General features: G+C 67.1%; 18 protein-coding genes. 9 read left to right on the top strand and 9 right to left on the bottom strand.

The features are described 5' to 3' along the window. Positions 1-11 precede the first annotated feature (11 nt). The 3 genes from rpoC (at position 12) to ASE90_RS15135 (ending at position 6747) form a co-directional block, all read left to right on the top strand. Positions 12-4292: a DNA-directed RNA polymerase subunit beta' gene (gene rpoC, locus ASE90_RS15145; protein WP_056002593.1), complete on the top strand. Its 4281-nt coding sequence runs from the start codon at positions 12-14 to the stop codon at positions 4290-4292. Positions 4293-4827: 535 nt separating this feature from the next. Then, the gene (locus ASE90_RS15140; RefSeq protein WP_082449859.1) at positions 4828-5907 is read left to right on the top strand and encodes a DUF5694 domain-containing protein; all 1080 of its coding nucleotides are present in this window, start codon (positions 4828-4830) and stop codon (positions 5905-5907) included. Positions 5908-5967: 60 nt separating this feature from the next. Continuing rightward, positions 5968-6747, top strand: coding sequence for a formate/nitrite transporter family protein (locus ASE90_RS15135; protein WP_056002587.1), 780 nt, complete (start codon positions 5968-5970; stop codon positions 6745-6747). Between the two features lie 350 nt (positions 6748-7097). Here ASE90_RS15135 and ASE90_RS15130 read toward each other — a convergent pair whose 3' ends face one another. The 3 genes from ASE90_RS15130 to uvrB all read right to left on the bottom strand — a co-directional run bounded on the left by ASE90_RS15130 (position 7098) and on the right by uvrB (position 10634). Beyond that, a complete protein-coding gene (locus ASE90_RS15130) occupies positions 7098-7625 on the bottom strand; it encodes a hypothetical protein (RefSeq protein WP_156361611.1) in 528 nt (175 codons plus the stop codon). Then, the gene (locus tag ASE90_RS15125) at positions 7625-8143 is read right to left on the bottom strand and encodes a hypothetical protein (RefSeq protein WP_056002581.1); all 519 of its coding nucleotides are present in this window, start codon (positions 8141-8143) and stop codon (positions 7625-7627) included. The genes ASE90_RS15130 and ASE90_RS15125 overlap by 1 nt, the downstream gene beginning before the upstream one ends. Before the next feature lie 286 nt (positions 8144-8429). Continuing rightward, positions 8430-10634: an excinuclease ABC subunit UvrB gene (gene uvrB, locus ASE90_RS15120; RefSeq protein ID WP_056002578.1), complete on the bottom strand. Its 2205-nt coding sequence runs from the start codon at positions 10632-10634 to the stop codon at positions 8430-8432. Positions 10635-10728: 94 nt separating this feature from the next. On the opposite strand from uvrB, the gene ASE90_RS15115 reads away from it, so the two are divergent. Continuing rightward, positions 10729-12057 (top strand): amidohydrolase, encoded by a 1329-nt coding sequence (locus tag ASE90_RS15115; protein ID WP_056002575.1) that lies wholly within the window; start codon positions 10729-10731, stop codon positions 12055-12057. A gap of 290 nt (positions 12058-12347) precedes the next feature. Here the strand turns inward: ASE90_RS15115 and glsA are convergent, their stop codons facing one another. The 5 genes from glsA to gspL form a co-directional block, all read right to left on the bottom strand. After that, on the bottom strand, positions 12348-13262 hold the full coding sequence (gene glsA, locus ASE90_RS15110) for a glutaminase A (protein WP_056002572.1): 915 nt from the start codon (positions 13260-13262) through the stop codon (positions 12348-12350). 271 nt (positions 13263-13533) lie between these two features. After that, entirely contained in the window at positions 13534-14760 is a 1227-nt protein-coding gene (locus ASE90_RS15105) for a type II secretion system F family protein (protein ID WP_056002569.1), read from the bottom strand. Between the two features lie 163 nt (positions 14761-14923). Beyond that, positions 14924-16405, bottom strand: a complete 1482-nt coding sequence (locus ASE90_RS15100; RefSeq protein WP_056002566.1) for a GspE/PulE family protein — start codon at positions 16403-16405, stop codon at positions 14924-14926. Next, positions 16402-16896, bottom strand: a complete 495-nt coding sequence (gene gspM / locus ASE90_RS15095; RefSeq protein ID WP_056002563.1) for a type II secretion system protein GspM — start codon at positions 16894-16896, stop codon at positions 16402-16404. The genes ASE90_RS15100 and gspM overlap by 4 nt, the downstream gene beginning before the upstream one ends. Beyond that, the gene (gene gspL / locus ASE90_RS15090; protein ID WP_082449875.1) at positions 16893-17939 is read right to left on the bottom strand and encodes a type II secretion system protein GspL; all 1047 of its coding nucleotides are present in this window, start codon (positions 17937-17939) and stop codon (positions 16893-16895) included. Before gspL ends, gspM begins: the two co-directional genes overlap by 4 nt. Positions 17940-18045: 106 nt before the next feature. Here gspL and gspG point away from each other — a divergent pair, with 106 nt between their 5' ends. The 5 genes from gspG (at position 18046) to gspD (ending at position 22394) form a co-directional block, all read left to right on the top strand. Beyond that, positions 18046-18498 carry a type II secretion system major pseudopilin GspG gene (gspG, locus tag ASE90_RS15085; protein ID WP_268795022.1) on the top strand — a complete coding sequence of 151 codons (453 nt, stop codon included), beginning with the start codon at positions 18046-18048 and terminating at the stop codon, positions 18496-18498. Positions 18499-18605: 107 nt separating this feature from the next. Further along, entirely contained in the window at positions 18606-19073 is a 468-nt protein-coding gene (locus ASE90_RS15080; RefSeq protein ID WP_321163791.1) for a prepilin-type N-terminal cleavage/methylation domain-containing protein, read from the top strand. After that, positions 19070-19564 carry a type II secretion system minor pseudopilin GspI gene (gene gspI / locus ASE90_RS19360; RefSeq protein ID WP_082449858.1) on the top strand — a complete coding sequence of 165 codons (495 nt, stop codon included), beginning with the start codon at positions 19070-19072 and terminating at the stop codon, positions 19562-19564. The genes ASE90_RS15080 and gspI overlap by 4 nt, the downstream gene beginning before the upstream one ends. After that, a complete protein-coding gene (locus tag ASE90_RS15070; protein ID WP_056002551.1) occupies positions 19561-20340 on the top strand; it encodes a type II secretion system protein N in 780 nt (259 codons plus the stop codon). Before gspI ends, ASE90_RS15070 begins: the two co-directional genes overlap by 4 nt. Positions 20341-20351: 11 nt before the next feature. Continuing rightward, positions 20352-22394 (top strand): type II secretion system secretin GspD, encoded by a 2043-nt coding sequence (gene gspD / locus ASE90_RS15065; protein WP_056002548.1) that lies wholly within the window; start codon positions 20352-20354, stop codon positions 22392-22394. Between the two features lie 440 nt (positions 22395-22834). Here the strand turns inward: gspD and ASE90_RS15060 are convergent, their stop codons facing one another. Further along, entirely contained in the window at positions 22835-25327 is a 2493-nt protein-coding gene (locus ASE90_RS15060) for a PhoX family protein (RefSeq protein ID WP_056002545.1), read from the bottom strand. Positions 25328-25527: the final 200 nt, after the last annotated feature.

Here is a 25527-nt window from a genome sequence, read left to right as displayed (position 1 = left end):
GAGGTAAGATCATGAACGAACTGACCAATTTCGCGAACCCGGTGGCCAAGCCGGAAACCTTCGACATGATCCAGATCGGGATCGCCAGCCCCGAGCGTATCCGCTCGTGGTCGTTCGGCGAGATCAAGAAGCCCGAGACGATCAACTATCGCACGTTCAAGCCCGAGCGTGACGGCCTGTTCTGCGCGCGCATCTTCGGTCCGATCAAGGATTACGAGTGCCTGTGCGGCAAGTACAAGCGCATGAAGTACAAGGGCATCGTCTGCGAAAAGTGCGGTGTCGAAGTCACGGTGTCGAAGGTCCGCCGCGAGCGGATGGGCCATATCGAACTGGCCGCGCCGGTTGCGCACATCTGGTTCCTGAAGTCGCTGCCGTCGCGCATCGGCCTGCTGCTCGACATGCAGTTGAAGCAGCTCGAGCGGGTGCTGTATTTCGAATCGTACATCGTCATCGAGCCGGGCCTGACTGCCCTCGAAAAGTATCAGCTCCTCACCGAGGACGAACTGCTCGACGCGCAGGACCAGTATGGCGAGGACGCGTTCTCGGCCGGGATCGGTGCCGAAGCGGTCAAGCAGATGCTGATCGACCTCGACCTCGAGGGTGAAAAGCGCGACTTGCTCGAAGAGTTGGCCGTCACCAAGTCGGAACTGAAGCCCAAGAAGATCATCAAGCGGCTGAAGGTCGTCGAGAGCTTCCTCGAATCGGGCAACCGTCCCGAGTGGATGATCCTCGACGTCGTGCCGGTCATTCCGCCCGAACTGCGCCCGCTGGTGCCGCTCGACGGCGGCCGTTTCGCGACGTCGGATCTGAACGACCTGTACCGCCGCGTCATCAACCGCAACAACCGGTTGAAGCGCCTCATGGAACTGCGCGCGCCGGACATCATCGTCCGCAACGAAAAGCGCATGTTGCAGGAAGCGGTCGACGCGCTGTTCGACAACGGTCGCCGTGGCCGCACGATCACCGGCGCCAACAAGCGTCCGCTGAAGTCGCTGTCCGACATGCTCAAGGGCAAGCAGGGCCGCTTCCGCCAGAACCTTCTGGGTAAGCGCGTCGACTATTCGGGTCGTTCGGTCATCGTGACCGGCCCGGAACTCAAGCTGCACCAGTGCGGCCTGCCGAAGAAGATGGCGCTCGAGCTGTTCAAGCCGTTCATCTACGCGCGCCTCGACGCCAAGGGCCTGAGCATGACGCTCAAGCAGGCGAAGAAGTGGGTCGAGAAGGAACGCAAGGAAGTCTGGGACATCCTCGACGAAGTCATTCGCGAACACCCGGTCATGCTGAACCGTGCGCCGACGCTCCACCGTCTGGGCATCCAGGCGTTCGAGCCGGTGCTGATCGAGGGCAAGGCGATCCAGCTGCACCCGCTGGTCTGCTCGGCGTTCAACGCCGACTTCGACGGCGACCAGATGGCCGTGCACGTTCCGCTGAGCCTCGAAGCGCAGCTGGAAGCGCGCGTCCTGATGATGTCGACCAACAACATCCTGTCGCCCGCCAACGGCAAGCCGATCATCGTGCCGTCGCAGGACATGGTGCTGGGCCTGTATTACCTGTCGATGGAAAAGACGAACGAGCCGGGCGAAGGCATGCTGCTGGGTGACATGGCGGAGGTGCATCAGGCACTCCACGCCGGTGCCGTCACGCTGCATACCAAGATCATCAGCCGCGTTCCGCAGACCGACGAGGACGGCAAGCAGTATCTCAAGCGGTATGAGACCACGCCGGGCCGCATGCTGCTGGGCGAAACGCTGCCGCACAGCCACAAGGTCCCGTTCGAAACGGTCAACCGCCTGCTGACCAAGAAGGACGTCGGCGACGTCATCGACGAGGTGTATCGCCACACCGGTCAGAAAGAGACCGTGCTGTTCGCGGATGCGATCATGGCGCTGGGCTTCCGCCACGCGTTCAAGGCCGGCATCTCGTTCGGCAAGGACGACATGCTGATCGCGCCGGACAAGGACAAGCTGGTCGACGAGACGCGCGATCAGGTGAAGGACTTCGAGCAGCAATATCAGGACGGCCTGATCACGCAGCAGGAGAAGTACAACAAGGTGATCGACGCCTGGAGCCGTTGCGGCGATCAGGTGGCGACGTCGATGATGGACGAGATCAAGGCGGTCCGCCGCTACGAGGAGGGTCCCGACAAGGGTCGCGAGAAGCCGATCAACTCGATCTACATGATGGCCCACTCGGGTGCCCGCGGTTCGCAGGCACAGATCAAGCAGCTGGCCGGCATGCGCGGGCTGATGGCCAAGCCGTCGGGCGAGATCATCGAAACGCCGATCATCTCGAACTTCAAGGAAGGCCTGACCGTCCTCGAATACTTCAACTCGACCCACGGCGCCCGCAAGGGTCTGGCGGATACGGCGCTCAAGACGGCGAACTCGGGCTATCTGACCCGCCGTCTGGTCGACGTGTCGCAGGATTGCGTCATCATCATGGAAGACTGCGGTACCCAGCGCGCGCTGGAAATGCGGTCGATCATCGAAGGTGGTGCGACGATCGCGTCGCTCGGCGAACGCATCCTCGGCCGCACCACGGCAGAGGACGTGGTCGATCCGAAGACCGGCGAAGTCGTGTTCCCGACCGGAACGCTGCTCGACGAGGCGATGATTACCCGCATCGAGGCGATCGGACTTCAGGCGATGAAGATCCGCAGCCCGCTGGTCTGCGAAGCCAAGGTCGGCGTCTGCGGCACCTGCTACGGCCGTGACCTTGCCCGTGGTACCCCGGTGAACATCGGCGAAGCGGTCGGCGTCATCGCGGCGCAGTCGATCGGTGAGCCGGGTACGCAGCTGACCATGCGTACCTTCCACATCGGTGGCGCGGCGCAGCTGAACGAACAGTCGAACCTCGAAGCGCCGGTCGACGGCACGGTCGAGTTCCGCGACCTGCGCCTGATCGAGGATCAGCGCGGCCGTCGGGTGGTGCTCAGCCGTTCGGGCGAAATCGCGATCGTCGACATGGACGGCCGCGACCTGTCGGTCCACCGCATCCCGTATGGTGCGTACGTGCTGTTCGACGATGGCCACATCGTTTCGCAGGGCGACCGCATGGCGGAATGGGACCCGTTCACCGCGCCGGTCATCACCGAAACGGGCGGTACGGTGAAGTTCATCGATCTGATCGAGAACAAGACCGTCACCGAACGCGTCGACGAAGCGACCGGTATCGCCCAGCGCGAGATCATCGAATATCGCGTGACGTCGAAGTCGAAGGAGGATCTGCGTCCGCGCATGACCCTGCTCGACGCGAATTCGGGTGAGGCGGCACGTTACATGCTGGCACCGGGCGCGGTGTTGTCGGTCGAGGATGGTGCACAGGTGCAGGCGGGCGACGTTCTTGCCCGTGTCGCCCGTGAATCGGCCAAGACCCGCGACATCACCGGTGGTCTGCCGCGCGTCGCCGAATTGTTCGAAGCGCGTATCCCGAAGGAAGCGGCGATCATCGCCAAGGTTTCGGGCCGCGTGATCTTCGGCAAGGATTACAAGGCGAAGCGCAAGATCGGCATCCAGCCCGAGGATGGCGGCGATGTCGTCGAGTATCTGATCCCGAAGTCGAAGGTCATCGACGTTCAGGAAGGCGACTATGTCAAGCGCGGCGACAACCTGATCGGTGGTTCGCCGAACCCGCACGACATTCTGGAAACGCTCGGCATCGAGCCGCTGGCCGAATATCTGGTCAGCGAAATCCAGGGCGTCTATCGACTGCAGGGCGTGAAGATCAACGACAAGCACATCGAGACGATCGTTCGTCAGATGCTGCAGAAGGTCGAGATCACCGACGGTGGCGACACCACCCTGCTGGCCGGCGAACAGCTCGACCGGGACGAGATGGACGAAGCCAATGCGAAGCTTGCGCCGGGTCTGGCCCCGGCACAGGGCAAGCCGGTCCTGCTCGGCATCACCAAGGCGTCGCTCCAGACGCGGTCGTTCATCTCGGCCGCATCGTTCCAGGAAACGACCCGAGTCCTCACCGAAGCATCGGTGCAGGGCAAGATCGACAGCCTGAACGGTCTGAAGGAGAACGTCATTGTCGGTCGCCTGATCCCGGCGGGCACCGGTGCCGGCATGAACCGCCTGCGCGTGGCGGCATCGTCGCGCGACGCGGCGCTGCGGGCACAGCATAAGGCGTTGCAGGGCTTCGTCGCGCCGCATTCGGCCGAGGAAGAGCGCGCCGCCGAACGGGCACGCTCACCCCGCGACGGGCAGGGCGCCAATGATCCGCTGGCCGATGTCGTGCCCTCGGGCACCGGCACCGACGCCGATGCAGGCGAATATCTGAACGACTGATCGTTCGGGTTTTCGTGATGTAGACGAGCCGCCGTCCGGGAAACCGGGCGGCGGTTTCGTTTTGGGGGGTACAGGCCCCGCCCTCTCCCCTGGACAGGGGAGAGGGATAGCGGAGCTTGCCAGCCTGCTGGCTAGCGTAGCTTGGGAGAGGGGCGAGGCGAGGCTTCGGCTCGCGCGCGCTCCGCACGCGCTTCCCTCCCTGCCTCGACTAGGACCGATCGATATTCAGCGATACGCACGGAATTTCGTCATTCCCGCGCAGGCGGGAATCCATAGACGCTGACGGTTTGGCTGGATTCGCGACGCTGACGTATATGGACTCCCGCCTGCGCGGGAGTGACGAAAGGGAATCGAACGCTATTTCTGCGCCGAGTGAACTGAATGTCGATCCCGCCTAGGCCTTTGCCAAGGCAAAGACCAAGTCTGCGCCTCCCTCTCCCCTGTGGCGCGAGGGGAAGGTTGCAGTCTGATCGCCATCAAACCGCATTCCCCTTCCCCGCTTGCCCCCCTACGCTGCGGCCAAAGGGGGAAATTGATGAAACGCATCCTGTCGACCTTGCTGCTGCTCGCCGCGCCGGCCACCGCCCAAAGCTATCGTCCCGATTTCGACCCGTCGGCGCACAAGGGTCCGCGCAACGGCCCGGTCAACGAGGTCGCGATACTGGGGTCGGCGCATCTGTCGCAGTTGCCGGATCGTTTCCGGCCCGAAGCACTGGCGCCGCTACTCGACAAGCTGGCCGCATGGAAGCCGCAGGCGATCGCGATCGAGGACGTATCGGGTGTCCAGTGCGACGAACTGCGCCGCTATCCCGATCGCTATGCCGATACCGTGGCATCCTATTGTCCCGATACCGCCGCCGCGCGTGCCGCGACCGGGCTGGACGTTCCGGCGGCGAACGTCGCGTTTCTGAAGATGCTCGCCGCCTGGCCCGCGACGCCCTCTCCCGCGCAGCGTCGCCGGCTGTCGGCTACCTTCCTTTCCGGGGGCGAGCAGGCGTCCGCGCTGGTCCAGTGGCTGCGCCTGCCCGCCGCCGAACGCCATGCCGGCGACGGGCTGGACGCCGCGCTGGTCGAGCGCCTGACCAAGTTGGAAACCCGCCCCGACGAAAGCCTGATGATCGCCGCCCGCCTTGCCGCCCGACTGGGGCTGGAGCGGGTCTATGCGATGGACGATCACAGCGCCGACCGATCGATTCCGAAGGCCGACGAGGCGGCGTATGGCAAGGCGATCCAGACGGCGTGGGACAATCCGGCGGGCGCGAAGCGGCGCGCGGTCAACGAAGCGGCCGAACGCGACCTGGCTACCGGGCCGGGGCTGCTGGCACTGTACCGCGCCCATAACGCGCCGGGCATCGTCCAGATGATCTATGACAGCGACTTCGGCGCGGCGCTGAACGAACCCTCGCCGCAGCGGTTCGGCCGGCAATATGTCGCCTATTGGGAAGTGCGCAACCTGCGCATGGCGGCGAATATCCGCGACATGCTGGCCGAGGCTCCCGGACCGGGGATGCGGGCGCTGGTCGTGGTCGGCGCGTCCCACAAACCATATCTGGATGCGTATCTGAACCAGATGCACGACGTCCGGATCGTCGACATCCAGCCGATGCTGCGCTGAAGGAGCCGCGACCGGCGTCGATCGTTCCGCTTGTGACACCGAGCAGCGCGAGGACACGCCATGGCCAAGGACGACGCCACCGCCGACACATTGGCCGACAGCGTCGACGACGCCCTGCTCGCCAAGACCCGTCCGCCGGTCGGCGCGATGCTGTTGCTCGGCATCGCGGCGGGGGCGCAGATCGCCTTCGGCGCGATCGGCTATCTGCTCGCGCAGGCGGGGTCCGCGCCGGGTGGCGCGACGCAGTTGCTGTCGGGTGTCGCCTTTTCGGTCGGGCTGATGCTGGTGATGGTGACCGGCACGCAATTGTTCACCGGCAACACGATGCTGGTGCTGCCTGCCGCGCAGGACCGGTTGGGCATTGGCGAGACGGTGCGCGACTGGACGACCGTGTGGGTCGCGAACCTGATCGGCAGTCTGGCAATCGCCGCGCTGTTCGTCGCATCGGGCGCGCCGAATGCGATCGACGGCGCGGTCGGACAGGCGGCGCTGAAGACCGCCGATACGAAGCTGGCCAAGGACTGGGTGGAACTGTTCGCCTCGGGCGTGCTCGCCAACATGCTGGTCTGCCTCGCGGTGTGGATGGCGACGGGCGCGCAGTCGGTGGCGGGCAAGATCGTCGGCGTCGTCGGGCCGGTCGCGCTGTTCGTCGCGGCAGGGTTCGAACACTCGGTCGCGAACATGACGCTGCTGCCGATCGCGTGGGCCATCGATCCGGCGGCGGTGCCGGCGACCGCGATGGCGGGCAATCTGTTGCTGGCGACGGCGGGAAATATCGTCGGCGGATCGCTGGTCGCGATCGTGCTGGCGGCGGGGCATCGCACGCTGAACACCGCATAGGGCGGATATGAGAGAGGCCGCCGGGGTCTCTCGACACCCGACGACCTCAAGCATGGTCAGCGGCCGGAAGTTCCAGCCCGGGAGACCATGCGAGCCGCATTCATGGTGCCACGGCGTTGACTGAGGGAGAATACCCCCCGCACGTGGCCCACGCTTTAGCGGCGCGTCTCCCGAACGAACTGAACCGAACCCACTGCTGAACCATGAGACATCGGATCACCTCCTTTCGCTAGTTAAAGCCGTTACGCCCCGAACGGTGGCGCACAGGGAATCTGGGGCATCTCGCCGCCGCGTACAAGACTTGTATTGCACGATGTTTCCGCCATAGTTCGCGCCCTGCCGACGCAGACTCAGCGCAGTCCCGGCCGGCACCCCCGCACCACCGTTCCGATCGCCTTGTCGCCCGGCAGTTGCGCGACCGGGTCGTCGTCGATGGCGAAACCGATCGCATCGGCACGGGCGAGCGCGTCGAGAAAGGTCTGCCCGGTCGTCACCGCCGCTTCGGCTGCGCCGTCGACGACCTGCGTCGGGAAGGTCGCGGCGGCATCGGCGACATAGAGGCGAATCGTGCGCCCCTGCCCCGGATGGGCGAAGACGATGCGCCTCGCCTGCGGGTCGCAGCGGATGGTAAAGGCCGCCGCGCCGTTCGATTCATACAGCGCGGCGCTGCCGGTAGCCGAAGCCTGATACCGCCAGCGCCCGGCGAGCGGCGTCGCGCCGTCGAGTTCGGGGGTCGGCAACTCGCCGGGCTTGAGCGCGCGTGGCGAAGGCGTGGGCCGGGGTGTAGGGGGCGGGCGCTCGGTCGGGGCCGGCGCGGGGGGCGGTTCGCTGGAACAACCCGCCAGCAGCACCAGCGACCAGAGCGCGACTCCCCGCATCAGCCGCGGCAATCCTCGGTCACGCGCAGGATTTCCGCCCAGCTCGGCAGGACCAGTCGCCCGATCCCGGCGCCTTCGACGACGAAGCGGCCCCGGCTGAACCCGATCGCGTCGAGCAGCCGGTCACTGGCCGGCAGCGCCACGCCGACGCCGCCCGCCATCGGCTGCACGGCGACGCTGCGCTGCGTGCTGGTGGTGCGGATCGTCACCGTGCCGGCGGCGGGGCGGGGCGTGGCGAGGACCATCGTCACCTGCTTCGCCGCGCGGTTGCAGGTCAGGGTCGCGACCGGGGCCGCACCGCGCACGGCGTAGGTCGCCGCCGATCCGGTGCCGAGCCCACGATACTGCCAGTCGCCGGGAGTGCGCGGCAGGTCGCGCCAGTCACTGACCGGCGGCGAGGTCGGCGCGACGGCGGTGGGTCGTGGCGCGGGCGATGGTGCGGTGACCGGCTCGGGCGGCGCACCCGGCGGCACGCACCCGGCCAGCAGGAGAGCGGGGGCAAGGAACTTGATACGCATCGCCACCTTATGGGCGATGCGGGCGGCGGCCTCAACCGGGGATGGGGCACCGTGCCCCTTCCATCGAACCGCTCGACCTTCCGGCGTAGGCCGGAATCCACGGATGGGGGAGGCGGCGATGGAGTCGAGAACGCCCGACACAATGGATCCCGGCCTGCGCCGGGAAGACGATCTTTGGGCGATCGTCACGCCCGCGCAGGCGGAAGGCCATGCACGCCGACGTTGCGTGTTCAGCTTTGGCGTCAGCGTCTACGAATCCGGCCCAAGCCGGGATGACGATCGTCGGCTACCGCCCCCGCCCGCCCCCGCCGGCCATGCGCATCGCCTTCTGCTTGCCATAGCGGGTCTTGCGGGTACCCGGCTTGCCTTCGTTCGATCGGCCCATGATCGGTGCCTTGTGCTCGCTCGCCGGCAGGCCGAGTTCCTCGTTTTCGAGACTGCGGATCTCGTCGCGGAGCCGTCCGGCGGTCTCGAACTCCAGATTGGCCGCCGCCTCGCGCATCTGCTTTTCGAGGCTCTCGATATACGACCGCAGATTGTGGCCGACCATGTGGCGCGGGCCGTCCTCGTCGATCTCGACCGTCACCTGATCGCGCGAGGCGACGTCGGCGATGATGTCGCCGATCTGGCGCTTGATCGTCGTGGGCGTAATGCCGTGCGCTTCGTTATATTCGCGCTGCTTTTCGCGACGGCGATCGGTTTCGGCGATGGCGCGTTCCATGCTGCCGGTCATGCGGTCGGCATACAGGATCACCCGGCCGTCGACGTTGCGCGCGGCACGGCCGATCGTTTGGATCAGCGAGGTTTCGCTGCGCAAAAACCCTTCCTTGTCGGCATCGAGGATCGCGACCAGCCCGCATTCGGGAATGTCGAGTCCCTCGCGCAACAGGTTGATGCCGACCAGCACGTCATAGACACCCATGCGCAGGTCGCGGATCAGCTCGATGCGCTCCAGCGTCTCGACGTCGCTGTGCATGTACCGGACCTTCAGGCCGGCTTCGTGCATGAACTCGGTCAGATCCTCGGCCATGCGCTTGGTCAGCGTGGTGACGAGCGTGCGATAGCCGTTCTTCGCCGTCTCCTTCGCCTCGTGGATCAGGTCGTCGACCTGTTCCTCGACCGGGCGGATCGTGATCGGCGGATCGATCAGGCCGGTCGGGCGGATGACCTGTTCGCTGAACACGCCGCCGGTCTGCTCCATCTCCCACCCGCCGGGCGTCGCCGACACGCACACCGTCTGCGGCCGCATCGCGTCCCATTCGTTGAAGCGCAGCGGCCGGTTGTCGATCGCGCTCGGCAGGCGAAAGCCATATTCGGCCAGCGTGATCTTGCGCCGGTGATCGCCGCGCGACATGCCGTTGATCTGGCCGATCGTCTGATGGCTTTCGTCGACGAACAGCAGCGAATTTTCCGGAAGATATTCGAACAGCGTGGGCGGCGGTTCGCCCGGCAGGCGTCCGGTCAGGAAGCGGCTGTAATTCTCGATCCCCGCGCACGAACCGGTGGCGGCGATCATTTCCAGATCGAAATTGGTGCGTTGTTCCAGCCGCTGCGCCTCCAGCAGCTTGCCCTCCATGACCAGTTCCTTCAGCCGCTCGGTCAGTTCGTGGCGGATCGCCTCGCCCGCCTGTTTCAGCGTCGGTCCCGGCGTCACATAGTGCGAATTGGCATAGACGCGGATCGAATTGAGGCTGGCGACCTTCTTGCCGGTCAGCGGATCAAATTCGGTGATCTCCTCGATATCGTCGCCGAAGAAGGTGATCCGCCACGCGCTGTCGTCATAATGCGACGGGAACAGTTCGAGGCTGTCGCCGCGCACGCGGAAATTACCGCGCTGGAACGCGGCGTCGTTGCGCTTGTATTGCAGCGCGACCAGCTTGCGGACGATCTCGCGCTGGTCGACGACATCACCCTTCTTCAGGTCGAAAATCATCGCCGAATAGGTTTCGACCGATCCGATGCCGTACAGGCACGATACCGACGCGACGATGATGACGTCGTCGCGCTCCAGCAGCGACCGGGTGGCCGAATGCCGCATCCGGTCGATCGCCTCGTTGGTCGAGCTTTCCTTTTCGATATAGGTGTCGGACCGCGCGACATAGGCTTCGGGCTGGTAGTAATCGTAATAGCTGACGAAATATTCGACGGCATTGTCGGGGAAGAATGACTTCATTTCGCCGTACAACTGCGCGGCAAGGATCTTGTTGGGGGCAAGGATCAGCGCCGGGCGCTGCAATTCCTCGATCGTCTTGGCCATGGTGAAGGTCTTGCCCGACCCGGTGACGCCCAGCAGGACCTGATCCTTCTCCCCCGCGCGCGCCGCCGCGACCAGTTCGCGGATCGCGGTCGGCTGGTCGCCGGCGGGTTCGTAATCGGACTTGATGACGAAGCGTTTGCCCGCATCCACCTTTGCCGGGCGGGCCGGCCGGTGGGGGACGAAGGTCTGGCCGGTTTCCGGCTCGGACAGGTCGGTGCGGATCGTGATCGCCATGCGGATGGATATGGGTGACGCGGAACGGGACGGCAACATCGACCCTCGACACTTTGGCGAAAGCGGATAGCTTAAGGCCCAAAGGGGACCCAACATGCGCACACTGATCGCCACCGCCGCCTGCCTGTTCGCCGCGACGCCGGCCATGGCCGAACCCGACTGGGCACCTGCCGTCCGCGCCGATTACACGGCGTCGCTGGGCCAAATGTGGGACTGGTTCCACCGCAATCCCGAATTGTCGTTCAAGGAAGTAAAGACCGCCGAGCGCATGGCGACCGAGCTGCGCGGGGTGCCGGGGATGCAGGTGACGACCGGCGTCGGCGGCACCGGCGTGGTCGGCGTGCTGAAGAACGGGGCCGGTCCGACCGTGCTGGTCCGCGCCGATATGGACGGATTGCCGGTCGAGGAGAAATCGGGCCTGCCCAATGCCAGCAAGGCGCGGCAGGTCGGCGTCGACGGGGTCGAGGCCCCGGTGATGCACGCCTGCGGTCACGACACCCACATCACCGCGATGGTCGGCACCGCGCGGCGGCTGGCGGCGCTGAAGGACCGGTGGCAGGGCACGATCGTGTTCATCGTTCAGCCCGCCGAGGAACGCGTCGGCGGGGCGAAGGCGATGCTGGCCGACGGCCTCTACAACCGCTTTCCGAAACCCGATTACGCGCTGGCCTTCCACGTCGCCGCCGGACTGCCGGCGGGCATGGTCTCGGCATCGGAGGGCATTCAATATTCGTCGTCGGACTCGGTCGATATCGACGTGCCCGGCATCGGCGCGCACGGGGCCAGCCCGCATGCCGGCAAGGACCCGGTCTATGTGGCGTCGCAGCTGGTGATCGCCTTGCAGGGCCTCATCAGCCGCGAACGCCAGCCGCTCGACCCCGGCGTCATCACCGTCGGTTCGTTCCATTCGGGGCTGAAGCATAACATCATCACCGATCTGGCGAAATTGCAGGTCACCGTCCGCGCCAATGACGAGGGGACGCGCAAGCAACTGCTTGACGGGATCAGGCGCGTCGCGGGCGGCATCGGCACGCTGAACGGGATGCCCGCCGACAAGATGCCGGTGGTGAAGGTGATCGAGGGCACGCCGACCACGATCAACGACGCGCCGCTCGCCCGGCGGCTGAACGCGGTGATGGCGACGACACTGGGCCCGAAGAACGTGATGCCCTTCGAACAGACCGGCATGGGTGCGGAGGACTTCGCCTATCTGGTCCAGCCGGATTCCAAGGTGAAGGGCTATTATTTCGCGGTCGGCGGCACGCCGATGGCGGACATCGTCGCGGCGCGGAATGGCGGCGCACCGGTGCCGTCGCACCATTCGCCCCTGTTCAAGGTCGCGCCCGAACCGTCGATCGTGACCGGCACGATCGCGATGACCGCCGCGGTGCTGGATCTGCTGGGGCCGAAAAAGGCGGGCTGACCCCGCCTTATCCCCGCCCCACCCCGTTCGGTTCGAGCAGCTTCGAGCTTGTCGAGAAGCGCCCGTCGAGAACTCGCTGTTCGGGCCAACCCCTTCTCGACTTCGGTTCTCGACAGGCTCGAACCTGCGCTCGAAGCAAACGGAAGGGAGGGTGGAAGTACGAAAAAGGCCGTTCGTGCTGAGCAGGGGCCGAGCGAAATCGAATACCCGTATCGAAGCACCCGCCACCAATGGTTCTTCGATACGCCCCTTCGACAAGCTCAGCGGCTACTCTGGACGAACGGGTGGAGTCACCCGAACACCGACCAATCCGCCTTGTCTGCCAGCAACTCCAGCGCGCGTATGCCGAGGATCGAGTTCCCCTGCCGGTCGAGATTGTTCGACCACACAGCGATCGACGCGACCTGCGGCACGATGGCGAGGATACCGCCCCCCACCCCGCTCTTGGCCGGCAGCCCGACGCGATAGGCAAAATCCCCCGACCCGTCATATTGCCCGCACGTCGTCATCAACGACAGCAGCCGCCGCGTCCGCGTGGCGCGCTTGTCGCCCGCCGCATCGCCGGTCCGCGCGGTGCGGGTCAGGAACAGCCCGGCCTTCGCCAGCGACTTCGCATCGATCTCGATCGCGCATTGGTGGACATAGGCCTCCATCACCTCGTCGATGTCGCAATGCAGATTGCCGTGATGCTTCGCGAAGCTCATCATCGCGCGGTTCAGGTCGCCGCCGGTGCGGCCGGTCTCCAGCACGTCCTGATTGAGGATTACCTCGGCCAGCCCGGCCTCGCGACCAATGAAGTCGACCACCGCACGCGCGCAATCGTCGGCCTGGTGCTCGACCAAAATGTCGCACACCACCAGCGCGCCGGCATTGATGAACGGATTGCGCGGCACGCCCTTGTTGCGTTCGAGGTCGACGATCGAATTGAACGGATCACCCGACGGCTCGCGCCCGACGCGCTTGAACACCGCGTCCCCGCACGCCTCCAACGCCATTTCGAGCGCAAAGATCTTGGCGATGCTCTGCAACGGAAAACGGATATGGGAATAGCCGCCATGGAACAGCCCGCCATCGGGCGTCGCCACCGCCATGCCGAACCAGTCGGGCGGATAGTCGAGCCCGGCGTCCGCCGCCGCCTCGATCTCGGCGGCGTTGGCGGTGATCTCCTCCGTCACCTCGGCGACGATGCGGGCGAGGTCGGTCATGGTGCTTCCTTGTTGCGAGACGGACGGCAGCGTTAGCACGCACCCGTCACCTGCGTGAACCGTTCCCCGGCGCAGGCGGGGATACGGCTTTAGGACCGATCGACATTCAGCTGTCAGGCCAGCAAACTACTCCCCTCCCTGACAAGGGAGGGGCTGGGGGTTGGGTCGGTCTGCGAGGGAAAGTGGGCGCGCCACAACCGGCCTACCCACCCCCGACCCCTCCCTTATCAGGGAGGGGAGAAGGCAAGACCGTACTGAATGTCGATCGGCCCTAAATCTGCACCAGATTGTTCAGGTTGATGATCGGCAACAGGATCGCCAGCACCATCATCAGCACCAGCCCGCCCATCAGCAACAGCACCATCGGTTCGACCAGCGCAACCAGCGTCGCCACCAGCGCGTCGAGTTCGCGCTCCAGCTCGCCCGAGGCGCGGTCGAGTGCCGGTGCCAGCCGCCCCGACGTCTCGCCGGAGGCGACGATCGCGACCAGCATCGACGGAAAGATTTCCGCCTCCGCCATCGCCGCGCGTAAGGACAACCCCTCGCGCACCCGCGCGGCGACGGTCAGCGCCTTGTCGCGCACGAAGCGGTTGGGGGTGACGGCGGCGGCGGCGTGCAGCGCCTCGACCAGCGGCACCGCGCTGCCGACCAGCGTCGCGAGGCTACCGGCGAAGCGCGCGGCATTATGCTGGCGGCTGAACCGGCGGAACGGCGCCCGCGTCGCCAGCCGCCGGTCGACCGCCAGCCGGTTGCCCGGCACCTTCAGCCAGCGCGCGCCGACCAGAAACAGCACCAGCGCCGCCACCGCGACGTACAGCCCGTACTTCTGGATGAACGCCGACAGCGCGATCAGCGCTCGCGTCAGGAACGGCAGTTCCGCCCCGCGCGACACGAACACGCGGACGATGTCGGGCACGACATAGACCATCAGCAGCACCATCATGCCAAAACTGACCGTCGCCAACAGCGCCGGATACAGCAACGCCAGCTGCATTTTCTGGCCATTGGCCTGCCGGGTCTCGACGAAATTGGCGAGGTGGTTGAGCACGTCGGGCAAGCGCCCCGACTGTTCGCCCGCCGCGACCGACGCGCGATAGAATTCGGGAAACGCCTTGGGATGCCGCGCCAGGCCTTGCGCGAAACTGCGCCCGTCGAGGATCGCGGCGCGCACGTCGAGCAGCAGCGCGTTGACCGCCGCATTGTCGGCCTGTCCGGCGACGATGCGCAACGATTCCTCGATCGAGATGTCCGATCCGACCAACGTTGCGATCTGGCGGGTGAGCGTCGCCAGCGCCTTGCTCGACACGCCGCGCCGGAACAGGCGGGGCAGCTGGATGCTGCCGAGCTTCGGGCCTTTTTCCGCAGCCTCCTCGACGGACAGCGGCAATTCGCCGCGTTCGCGTAAGATCGCGCGGGCGGCGGCGGGGCTGGAGGCTTCGATCACGCCCTTGACGGTCGCGCCGGTGCGGGAGGCGGCGCGGTAGGTGTAGGCGGTCACCTGCCCAACCCAGTCAAAATTGCCGTTCGGTTCGAGCAGCTTCGAGCCTGTCGAGAAGCGTCCGTCGAGAACGGCCCGCCCGAGGAGAGGCGTTCTCGATACGCGCTCTCGACAAGCTCGATCGCTACTCGAACCAAACGGATGGGGTTAAGGGCGGTAAGAATCACCCCTCGTCCCGCACGACCCGCGCGACCTCCTCGACGGTCGTCACCCCGGCCTTCACCTTCGCCACGCCATCATCCAGCAACGCCGGATTATCGACCCGCGCCGCGCGTTCCAGTTCGGCCTCGGCGACGCCATTGTGGATCATGGCCTGCAACCGGTCATCGACCGCGACGACCTCGTACAGCCCGGCGCGGCCGCGATAGCCTTCGTGATGACACGCCTCGCACCCGCCCTTGCGCCACAGCTTCTTGCCCGGCTTGATCGCGCCGCCCAGCAGGACGCTGTCCGCCTCGGTCGAGCGATCCTGCCACCGGCATTCGACGCACAACCGCCGCACCAGCCGCTGCGCGACCAGCCCGACCAGCATCGGTGCCAGCAGGTACCGCTCGACGCCCATGTCGATCAGCCGCGTGACCGATCCGATCGCGGTGTTGGTGTGCAGCGTCGACAGCACGAAATGGCCAGTCATCGACGATCGCACCGCCGTCTGCGCGGTTTCCTGATCGCGGATTTCGCCGACCATGATGACGTCGGGGTCCTGCCGCAGGATCGCGCGCAGCCCCCGCGCAAAGGTCATGTCGGTGCGCGGATTGACCTGTGTCTGGGCGATGCCGGCCAGTTCATACTCGATCGGGTCCTCGACCGTCATCACGTTGCGGCGGCGATCGTTCAGCCGGGTGAGCGCGGTGTAGAGCGTCGTCGTCTTGCCCGACCCGGTCGGCCCGGTGACCAGCAACAGCCCGTGCGGCCGTTCCAGCAACCGCCCGAACACGCTTTCGTCGCGCTCCGACATGCCCAGCCCGCCGAGGTCGAGCATCATGCCGCCACGTTCGAGCAGACGCAGTACCACCCGCTCGCCATGCTGGGTCGGCATGGTCGATACTCGGGCGTCGACGTCGTGCCCGCCGATGCGCAGCGTTACCCGCCCGTCCTGCGGCGTGCGGCGCTCGGCGATGTCGAGCTTCGCCATGACCTTGATCCGGCTGACCAGCAGCGGGGCAAGCGCGCGCGGCGGCTCGACGATGTCGCGCAGCACGCCGTCGATGCGGAAGCGGACGACGAGGCGCTTTTCCTGCGTCTCGACATGGACGTCGGATGCGCCTTCCTTGATCGCCTCCAGCAACAGCGCGTTGATGAGGCGGATGACCGGCGAATCGTCGCGCGCGTCGAGCAGGTCGTCGACCGCCGCCGCACTGTCGGCGAGTGCCGCCAGATCGGTTTCGGCCAGTTCGATATCGGCGGCGGTCGACGCGCTGCCACCATAGCTCGCCTGCAACGCCGCATCGAACGCCGCATCGTCCAGTGCCACGAACGCGATGCCCGGCGCGACCCGCTGCACCTCCAGCATCGCGTCCAGCGTCGCATCGGCGCGGTGGACGCATTCCATGCCCGCCTTGCCCAGCCGGATCAGCACGCCCCCTTTACGCGCATAGCCATAGGGCAGGCGGACGGGTTCGGCATGGAGCAGCGTGTCGGTCATGGTCGAAACTCCACGCTGGCATTGACCCGGCCGGAGGTCGAACCACGCTGCATCGTCACCCGCCGCACGGCGATCGTGCTGGTCGATGCGACCGAACTCAGCCACGTCACCACCGCCGGATAAGGCGCGTCGGTCAGCGTCGCGGTGACGCCGCCATTGGCCTCGGCCAGCACCGGCTGCAACCCGGCGGTCGTCGCCGCCGATGCGATCACCGTTTGCGGCGGTCCGGCAGCGGTCGTCGCCGGTGCGCTTTCCAGCCGTCCGGCGGCACGCACCCGCGCCATCAGCGTCTCCGCCTGCCGGATATCGGCGCGCGCCTGCGCCCGTGCCGCCTGCACCGGCTTGACCACGCCGTACACCAGCACGACCCCGGCGAGCAGCGCCGCCAGCGTCCCCACCAGCACCCGCTCGCGCGTGGTCAGCCCCTGCCACCAGCCATCGAACCGGGCGAGGGCCCCCTCGATCCGGGCGCTGCGCCGGACTACGATCATGCCCCGCGCGCCACGATGCGCAGCGCCCCGCCGGGGGCGGCGCTCACCTGTGCGGCGACGCCGGCGGCGGAAAATGCGGCGCGCAGCCGGTCGGCCATGCCGGTTTCGGGCGACTGGCAATCGAGGGTCAGCGCGTTTCCTTCGAAATCCATCCGGTTGACCACCAATGCCGGGCCGATCGGCGACAACGCGCCGGCGACGCGCGACAGCAGCGGCACGAATCGGTTGCTGCCGGTCGGGCGCGGCAGCAGATCGGCGACGCGCACCATGAAATCGTCGCCGCCGGTCGGGATCGACGGCGCGGTCGTCACCACCAGCTGTTGCAGCGCCGCCTGCCGCCGCTCGGCGATTCGCTCAAGCATCAGCGTGTCGGCGACCGCGATCACGCCATGCGCCAGCGCGGCCGCACCGAGGATCATCGCCACCTTGCGCGTCGTGCTCGGCCATGCCGTCCGGCGGCGGCCATAGACCCCCTGCCGCAGATCGATCGGTGCATCGGCGATGCGCTGGTCGAGCGGCGCGGGCGGGAACGCCACGCCGTCGCCCGCCATCGCCGCCGGCAGCGCATCACCCAGCGCCTGCACGGCCGGTCGCCCCGCCGCCTCCCACGCCGCGACCAGCATCGGCAGCGGCATGGCGAAGCCGGTGCCGTCGGCGGCGCGGACCAGCGCCCTCCCGCCGATCACCTCGACGCTCCATCCCTCGACCGGCACGGCCACCGTCAGCGCATCGGGCACGAATGCCGCGCCGCCGATCCCGGCGGCATCGGCGATCGCCACCCATTCGGCCATGACGCTGTGCCGCACGACCGCGACCAGATAGCGCCGGTCGCCGATCGCATCGCCCAGCACCAGGTGCACGGCATCGATCGGATCCGCGATCCGGTCCTCGACCGCGAAGGGCAGCGCCGCCAGCCGTTTCGCCCGGCTGGGCAGCGGCAGGTCGACGCTGAGCAGAAGGACTGATTCGGACGGCACAAGCAAGGTTGTTGCGGGGACCGTGCCATCGACTACAATGGCATTGCCGCCCGCGACAGCCCACACGCCAGCGGCCGGACCGGCGGAGGCGGGTTCGATTGTCACAATGGCTTCATCGTGTGGACGCATTGGGGCGTGGATGCGCATCTTATTCCGAAAGTTTCGTGACACCTTGGCCGCGAACCCCGCCGCCCGCAAGGTTTCTGTCCCCGACCGCGAGGCGGGACTGACGCTGGTCGAAATGATCGTCGTGCTGGCGATCATCGCGTTGGTCGCCGCGCTGATCGTGCCCAACGTCATCAACCGCCCCGATCAGGCGCGGGTGACGACCGCCGGCACCGACATCAAATCGATCTCCGCCGCGCTGAAAATGTACCGGCTGGACAATGGCGACTATCCGACAACGACGCAGGGGCTGAAGGCGCTGTTCGAAAAACCGACCCAGCCGCCGGTCCCCGGTGCCTATCCGCCCGACGGCTATCTGTCGCAGATGCCGCAGGACCCGTGGGGCAACCCGTATGTCTACGAATCGACCGGCGGACGCTTCACCATCACGTCGCTGGGCAAGGACGGCAAGCCCGGTGGCGAGGGACTCGACGCCGATATCGACGGGACGGCGCGCTGATCCTCGCCACCACCCATCGTCATTCCCGCGCAGGCGGGAATCCATTGCCGCTGGCGCCTGCGAAAGAATCGCGCTGCCAGCGTGTATGGACTCCCGCCGTCGCGGGAGTGACGAAGGCGCGCGTGGTGCCCCCCGGCCAATCCGGCATGACCCTGATCGAAATGCTGATCGTCCTCGCCATCATCGGCGTGGCGGCGGGTGCGGTCAGCCTCGGCATCGGTGCCGCCACCCGCGCCCCCAATGTCGAGGCGGAGGCGCGGCGCTTCGCCGTGCGGCTGCAGGCGGCGGCGGACGACGCGATGCTCGGCGACCAGCTGATCGCGCTGACCACCGAAACCCATGGCTATGGCTTTGCGCAGGTCGGGGCGAGGGGCCTGACCCCGCGGACCGACGGCCCGCTGGCGTTCCATACCCTGCCCGGCGGCATGGTGATGACGCTCGACGTCGCCCCGCCGGTGGTCCTCGGCGTCGACGGCACCGGCCAGCCGCTGGGCGCGACGATCACCGGCGGCGACCAGACGTGGCGGGTGCGCTATGACGGCATCACCGCCCGCGCCACGAAGGTAACGTCATGAAAATCCTCCCCGCTGTGCGGGGAGGGGGACCAGCCATAGGCTGGTGGAGGGGCGTCGCCGCATACGCTGCCGTTGCGTTGCGCCGCCCTCCCCCACCATGCTGCGCATGGTCCCCCTCCCCGCGAAGCGGGGAGGATCAACTCGATGCCGGCTTTTCTTTGATCGAGGCGATGGTGGCGCTGGCGGTACTGGCGATCGCCACGGTAGGGCTGATCGGCGCGGTCGAGCAGCATATCGATTCGACCCGTGGCGTCGAACGCCGCGCGATCGCGATGTGGGTCGCCGAAAACCGGCTGGCCGATCTGGAAGTGGGGACGCCGGAGGCGAATGCGGACGCGGTGGACATGCTGGGGCGGCAATGGAGCGTGGCGGTGAACCGGACCGCGACCAGCGACCCCGCGCTCGACCGGGTGACGATCACCGTCGCCCCGGCGGGCGAGGCCGCGCCCATGGCCCGGCTCGACGGTTTCCTGCGCAAGGACGCGGCATGATCGTCGTCGAACGGCTGCGATGGCGCGAACGCTGGGCCGACTGGCTCGCCGCCGCCGCGATCGTGTCGGTCGCGTTCGCGCTCGCCGGCCTCGTCTGGCGGATCGCGGGCCATGCCGGCACCGGCGCGATCACCGTGCCGTCCGCAGCACGCACCCGCGCGGTTATCGTCGACACCGGCCCGGCGCTCGCTTGGGCACCCTTCGGCAGCCCGACCGCCGCCGACGCCACCAGCCCCACGGCCATCCAGGCGGTGTTGAAGGGCGTGGTCTTCGCCCGGCCCGCGGAACTGTCGATCTCGTTCGTATCGATCGGCAACGAAGCGGCCAAGCCGTTCAAGGTCGGCGATGCGCTGGCCGGGGCGCAGGTGACCGAGATCCGCCGCGACCGCATCATCCTGAACAATGGCGGGCGGCTGGAATATCTCGCCTTCCCCGATCCGTTCGGACAGGCGACGCCGACCCCCGGTCAGGCGGCCCCTGCCCCCAATTTCACCGTACAGCCCTCCGCCGCCCCCGCCGCAGCCCCGCCGCCGCCCAGCGCGCAGACGGTGCTGTCGCGCCTGAACGCGACCCCGGTCGCGGGCGGCTATGCGATCGGTGCGAACCCGCCGCCCGGCATGCGCGCGGGCGACGTCATCCAGTCGGTCAACGGCGCCGCCCTGACCGATCCGTCGGCGGTCAACGCCGCCATCGCCAGCGCCGCCGCATCGGGGCAGGCCCAGGTCACCATCCTTCGCGACGGCAAGCCGAACACCGTCTCCATTCCCATTCGTTAGGGTCTCCCTCCGTGCGCCATCGCCTCGTTTCCGCGTTCCTGTCCCTCACGCTCGCCACGACCAGCCTGTCGCCGGTCATGGGCCAGACGCAGGCGGCCGACGTCGTCGTCAACATGCGCGGCGTCGAGATCGCCGACGTCGCCGATCAGATCAGCCGCATCACCGGCCGCACGCTGATCCTCGACCCGACGGTCAAGGGGCAGGTGACGGTCACCTCCGCCGAACCGCTGTCGCCGGCGGGCGTGTGGGAGCTGTTCCAGTCGGTGCTGCGCGCCAACGGCTTTGCGGCGGTCCGCTCCGGCTCGGCATGGCGGATCATTCCGCAGGCGAACGCGGTGCGCGACGGGGGGGTGCGCGGGCGCGGCGTCGGCGGGCAGGAACTGACCACGCGCATGGTCCGGCTGTCGAACGTCCCCCCGGCCGATGCCGCGCGGATCGTGCGCCCGCTGGTCGCCAGCTTCGGCAGCGTCGAACCGCTGACCCAGCCCAACGCCATCGTCGTCACCGATTATGCCGACAATGTCCGCCGGATCGAGGCGCTGGCCCGCTCGCTCGACGGCGGCGGCGGATCGACCTTTGCCACGATCACGCTGCAGAACGGCAACGCCGCCGATATCGCGACGGCGATGCAGGCGGTGCTGGGCGAAGGCGGCGCGCGGGTCGCCGGTGACGCGCGCAGCAACACCATCCTCGTGCGCGGCACCCCGGCGGGCGTCGCCGAGGCGCGGCGCATTGCCCAGTCGCTCGACGCGCGCGGCAGCGGCACGACCCCCTCGACCCGCGTATTCCGCCTGAACTATGCCGATGCCGAAAGCGTGACCGAAGTCCTGCGCGGCATCCTCGGCCAGCAGCAGTCCGCCTCGAACCCGGTCGCACGGAGTCTCTCGACCACCAGCCAGCGCAACAATGCCGGCGCGGCGCTGTCGGGCCTGATCGCCAATGGCGGTGCGAGCGCGGCGGGGATCGCCGCCGCGAACGGCGTCGGCACCGGTACAGGCGCCAGCATCAGCACGGTCGGCCAGAACGCGTCGACCACTTCGGCACAGGGCTTCACCACCCCGGACATCACCGTCCAGCCCGCCCCCGACATCAACGCCGTCGTCGTGCGCGGCACGCCCACCGCCATCGCCCAGATCGAACGGCTGATCCCCGACCTCGACGTGCGCCGTCCGCAGGTGCTGATCGAGGCAGCGATCGCCGAAATCACCGGTCAGGACGCCGAACAACTGGCGGTACAGATCGGCACGTCGGGCGCGGCGCTGACCCGCGTCGAAGGGGTTGCGACATCATTCGACAACGCCGGAGCGTCGCTCGGCGGCATCCTGCGCGCGCTGGGCGTACCCGCGGGCAATCTGCTCGGCAACGGCATCAGCGGCAATATCGGCATCGGCAACGACTTCTCGATCCTTGTGCAGGCGCTCAGCCAGTCGACCAAAGCCAATCTGCTCTCGACCCCGCAGATCACGGTGCTCGACAACAAGCTCGGCGAGTTCGTCGTGGCGCAGGAAGTACCGTTCGTGACCGGATCGATCCTGACCGGCAACGGCACCGCCAATCCCTATACCACCATCGAGCGCAAGGACGTCGGCATCACCCTGCGCGTCCTGCCGCGCATCAATGCCGGCGACACGATCCGCCTCGAAGTCAGTCAGGAAGCATCCTCGATCGCGCCCACACAGGTCAGCGGCGCGGCCGACATCATCACCAACAAACGATCGGCCAACACCACCGTTCTTGCCGATAATGGCCAGACGATCGTGCTGGGCGGCCTGACCAGCGACGATTACCAACGCGTCCGCAGCCAGGTGCCGGTCCTTGGCGACATTCCGATCCTCGGTGAGTTGTTCAAGGGCCGCAACGAACGCCGTGAAAAGCGCACGCTGTTCGTCTTCCTCAAACCCACCATCCTGCGCGACGGTGCCGACGCGGCGGCAGCGGCCAGGAGCCGCTACGACCGGCTCCGGCAGGAGGAAGTGCTACAGGGCGACAAGCGCAGCCTGCTGCTCAATCCCCCCGCCCCGCGCCTGACGATGGAAATCGACGGCATCTATTGACCGGACCCGCCGCCCGGCCCGGACCGATCGCGCGATTCGACCGGGCCGAGGGGTACCGTTACTAACGGGCGGGCGCGGCACGCGGTCCGATATCGGCGCTTTCCTACATCGCGCGATCCTGCGCAGGATCGACGGCCAGGTTCGCGCTCCTTGGCTGGTGCATTTGTCGATCCGCTTGGATCATCGGGACGGTACCGATTTTAGTCGGTGGCAAGGTGCGAGGAAGGCGCAATGCCGAAGCATCGTTCACGACGCGCAACGCCGCCACGGCGCTGAAATCGGTCCGCCGCGTCCGCAGTCGCCCGGTGCAACTCTGGGTCGATGTACCGGAACCGCACTCGCCGCACGATGCGCACGAGTGTGACCTTTGTGACCTTTGAACGCGAAACGGGCGGCGGCCTTTCGACCACCGCCCGCCCCGATACCGTAGAACCAAAGACTTACAGCGCGACCACGCCATTGTCCTCCTTGGTGATGACCACCGTCGCCGATCGCGGACGGCTGCCCGCCGTCGTCGCCGGCCAGATGCTGGTGATGTTCGACAGGTTGCCGTTCTCACCGGGATGCTGGATGTTCACGAACAGCGACCGGCCATCCGGCGTCGAATCGACGCCGGTGATCTCGCAGCCGACCGGCCCGACCAGGAAGCGGCGCAGCGTCGTGCCCGGTGCCTTGCCGATACGGGTCGTGGCGGTGCTGGTCGCCGACACGCCGGTATTGGTGATCGTGCGCGTGCCGCCGTCGCCGACGGTGCCCGGCATCGCCGCCAGCATCATGCAGTTGGTGACGTCGGTATAGGCACCGTCGTCGGTCTGGATCCACAGCACCGGCGTCACCTGTCCGCTGGCGTTCGACGCGCGGCCGAACCACAGGCCGTCCGGGCTGGAGAAGTCGTTGGTCGCGTCGAGGCTCGACAGGTTGATGTTGGTCGGTTCGAGGTCCGAACCGGCACCAAAGGCATAGACGTCCCACGTGAACGCCGTCGCTTCGGTCGTGTCGCCGCGCTCGCGCAGGCGGACGATATGGCCGTTGGCATTGCCGGTCGAACGCGTGCCGTTGGTGCGCGGGTCGATGTACGACCGCGGATTGGCGGCGTCGACTTGTGCCGGTGCGCGCGACGAGTTGTTGGTCAGCGTGCAGTACATCTCGCCGGTCGCCGGGTTGACCGCGGTCCATTCGGGACGATCCATCCGCGTCGCGCCGACCGCATCGCCGGCAAGGCGACAATGCGTCAGTACATCGGCCTGATCGGCAAAGGCATAGAGCGGGTTGGTGGCGGTCAGGCCGTTCTGCCCGAACACCAGCGCGATCCATTCGCCCGAGCCATCGGCGTTGAACTTCGCGACGTACAGCGTGCCGCTGTCCAGATATTTGTCACCGATCGCAAGGCGGTTGGTCGCCGCCGCATCCGCCGCGACCCATGCGGTGTTCGACACGAACTTGTAGATATATTCGTTCTGCGCGTCGTCGCCCATGTAGAAGGCCGGCTTGACCCCGGCGAACACGCGGCCCGGCCATACGCCTTCGTGGTTCATCCGGCCGAGCGCGGTGCGCTTGCGCGGCGCGGCGGCCGGATCATAGGGATCGATCTCGACGCACCAGCCATATTGGTTCGGTTCGTTGCGGAAGTCGCCGGTGCCGTTGGCGGGCTGCGTGGCGTCGACGGTCGCGTTGAACTTGCGGATCAGCGTCTGGCCCGAAACGGCCTCTGCCGCCGTGGTCCAGGCGTAATTGCCGCCGCGCAGCGTGTCGCCGCTCGCGGTGTTCAGGCCGTAGCGGGTGAACGCCTGCACCGCCTTCGTACCCAGCGCGGCCGCGCGCCGCACATTGTCGCCCGCGTCCCGCCGGAAATAGCCTGCCCAGTTTTCCTCGCAGGTCATGTACGTTTCCCACGGCATATGGCCGTTGGCGCAATTGTTGATCGTGCCGCGCCCGGCGGTACCATCGGTCGAATAGGCGGTGAACAGCAACGCGCTGCCGCGCACCGGACCGCTGAACGTCGTCGGCGTATAGGGCGTGATCCGGCGGTTCAGCGCCGACCCCTGCACATAGCTCCAGCCACCGGTCGACGCGCGGGTCACTTCGACCACCGACACGCCGTGGCATTCCATTTCCTTGACCACTTCGGCGGTCGGACGGACGCCGTTGACCGACGTCACGCCGTTCACGTGCAGATACTGTTCCGAGATATTCTCGTGGTTCATCACCAGCACGCCACGCGTCGAATTGTTCGCGTCCTGCGCGGTGCCGCTGGCGGCGAGACCGAAATAGCTCATGCCGTCGTGATGATCGCCCGCACGCGCCGAAAAGCCGGTATCGGTGCCGTTATTGGCATAGGCGGCAGTCGCGCTGTTGAGCGGATCGCCCAGCCGGTACAGGACGGTCGCGGTATAGCCCGCCGGAACGGTCAGCGCGTCGGCAAGGCTCTTGGGAACGGCGGAGAAGCCCAGCGTCGGCGGAGCGACCGCGACGGTGATGTCGGTGCTGCTCGCAGCACCCTTCACGTCGGTCGCGGTGTAGCGGAAGACGAGGTTGGTCGCGGTCGATACCGCCGGCGCCATGAAGCTTGCGGCACCGGTGTTCGCGTTCGACAGCGCGACGGTCGGACCCGACACCTGCGTAAAGGCCTGGGTGACGATGGCGTTGTCGTCGGTGGCGGTGCCGGTCAGCACGACCACGCGGCCACCGGTGGTGGCACCACTCGACCGGCCGCCGACGACCGGCGGGGTGTTGTCGATGCCCTCGACCTTGTCGTCGCACGCGGCGAGCAGCGACCCGCCGAACACCGCGACCGCCGCGGTCGACGCACCGCCGCGCAGCGCTTGCCGCCGCGAATACCGCTGGTCGACCAGATCCTGCAGGTTCGGTCCGTTGCTCAGATTCGTTTCGATATCGCCATCATCGTATCCGATGGTCAGGTCGTTGTTCGCCATGGAAATCCCCGCAATTTGTCCCGGAAGCCGGCACCGCCGGCGTCCTCCCCAGCCCCCCGTTGGCGCAAAGCTGCGACACGGCGATTGCGGATCGAAGACGATCGCGTGGCGGAATGAAGACGGTTCCGTGACGGGGGTGCCGATCGACGACGCCGGCCCGATCGCGCTTGTCCACCGACCGCCCCCGGGCGTAGGAGCGG

Origin of the sequence: Sphingomonas sp. Leaf67 (assembly GCF_001421965.1) — a bacterium.
Taxonomy (GTDB): Bacteria; Pseudomonadota; Alphaproteobacteria; order Sphingomonadales; family Sphingomonadaceae; genus Sphingomonas.
The sequence above is the reverse complement of the archived record's forward strand: the minus strand, read 5'-3'. Positions and strand labels throughout refer to the sequence as shown.

Coding starts and splice junctions, on each gene's coding strand:
- gspI (WP_082449858.1), top strand. CDS start 19,070: ATGAAAATCCTCCCCGCTGTGCGGGGAGGGGGACCAGCCATAGGCTGG.
- ASE90_RS15100 (WP_056002566.1), bottom strand. CDS start 16,405: ATGACCGACACGCTGCTCCATGCCGAACCCGTCCGCCTGCCCTATGGC.
- ASE90_RS15140 (WP_082449859.1), top strand. CDS start 4,828: ATGAAACGCATCCTGTCGACCTTGCTGCTGCTCGCCGCGCCGGCCACC.
- ASE90_RS15060 (WP_056002545.1), bottom strand. CDS start 25,327: ATGGCGAACAACGACCTGACCATCGGATACGATGATGGCGATATCGAA.
- gspM (WP_056002563.1), bottom strand. CDS start 16,896: ATGATCGTAGTCCGGCGCAGCGCCCGGATCGAGGGGGCCCTCGCCCGG.
- ASE90_RS15135 (WP_056002587.1), top strand. CDS start 5,968: ATGGCCAAGGACGACGCCACCGCCGACACATTGGCCGACAGCGTCGAC.
- uvrB (WP_056002578.1), bottom strand. CDS start 10,634: ATGGCGATCACGATCCGCACCGACCTGTCCGAGCCGGAAACCGGCCAG.
- ASE90_RS15125 (WP_056002581.1), bottom strand. CDS start 8,143: ATGCGTATCAAGTTCCTTGCCCCCGCTCTCCTGCTGGCCGGGTGCGTG.
- rpoC (WP_056002593.1), top strand. CDS start 12: ATGAACGAACTGACCAATTTCGCGAACCCGGTGGCCAAGCCGGAAACC.
- ASE90_RS15130 (WP_156361611.1), bottom strand. CDS start 7,625: ATGCGGGGAGTCGCGCTCTGGTCGCTGGTGCTGCTGGCGGGTTGTTCC.
- ASE90_RS15115 (WP_056002575.1), top strand. CDS start 10,729: ATGCGCACACTGATCGCCACCGCCGCCTGCCTGTTCGCCGCGACGCCG.
- ASE90_RS15070 (WP_056002551.1), top strand. CDS start 19,561: ATGATCGTCGTCGAACGGCTGCGATGGCGCGAACGCTGGGCCGACTGG.
- glsA (WP_056002572.1), bottom strand. CDS start 13,262: ATGACCGACCTCGCCCGCATCGTCGCCGAGGTGACGGAGGAGATCACC.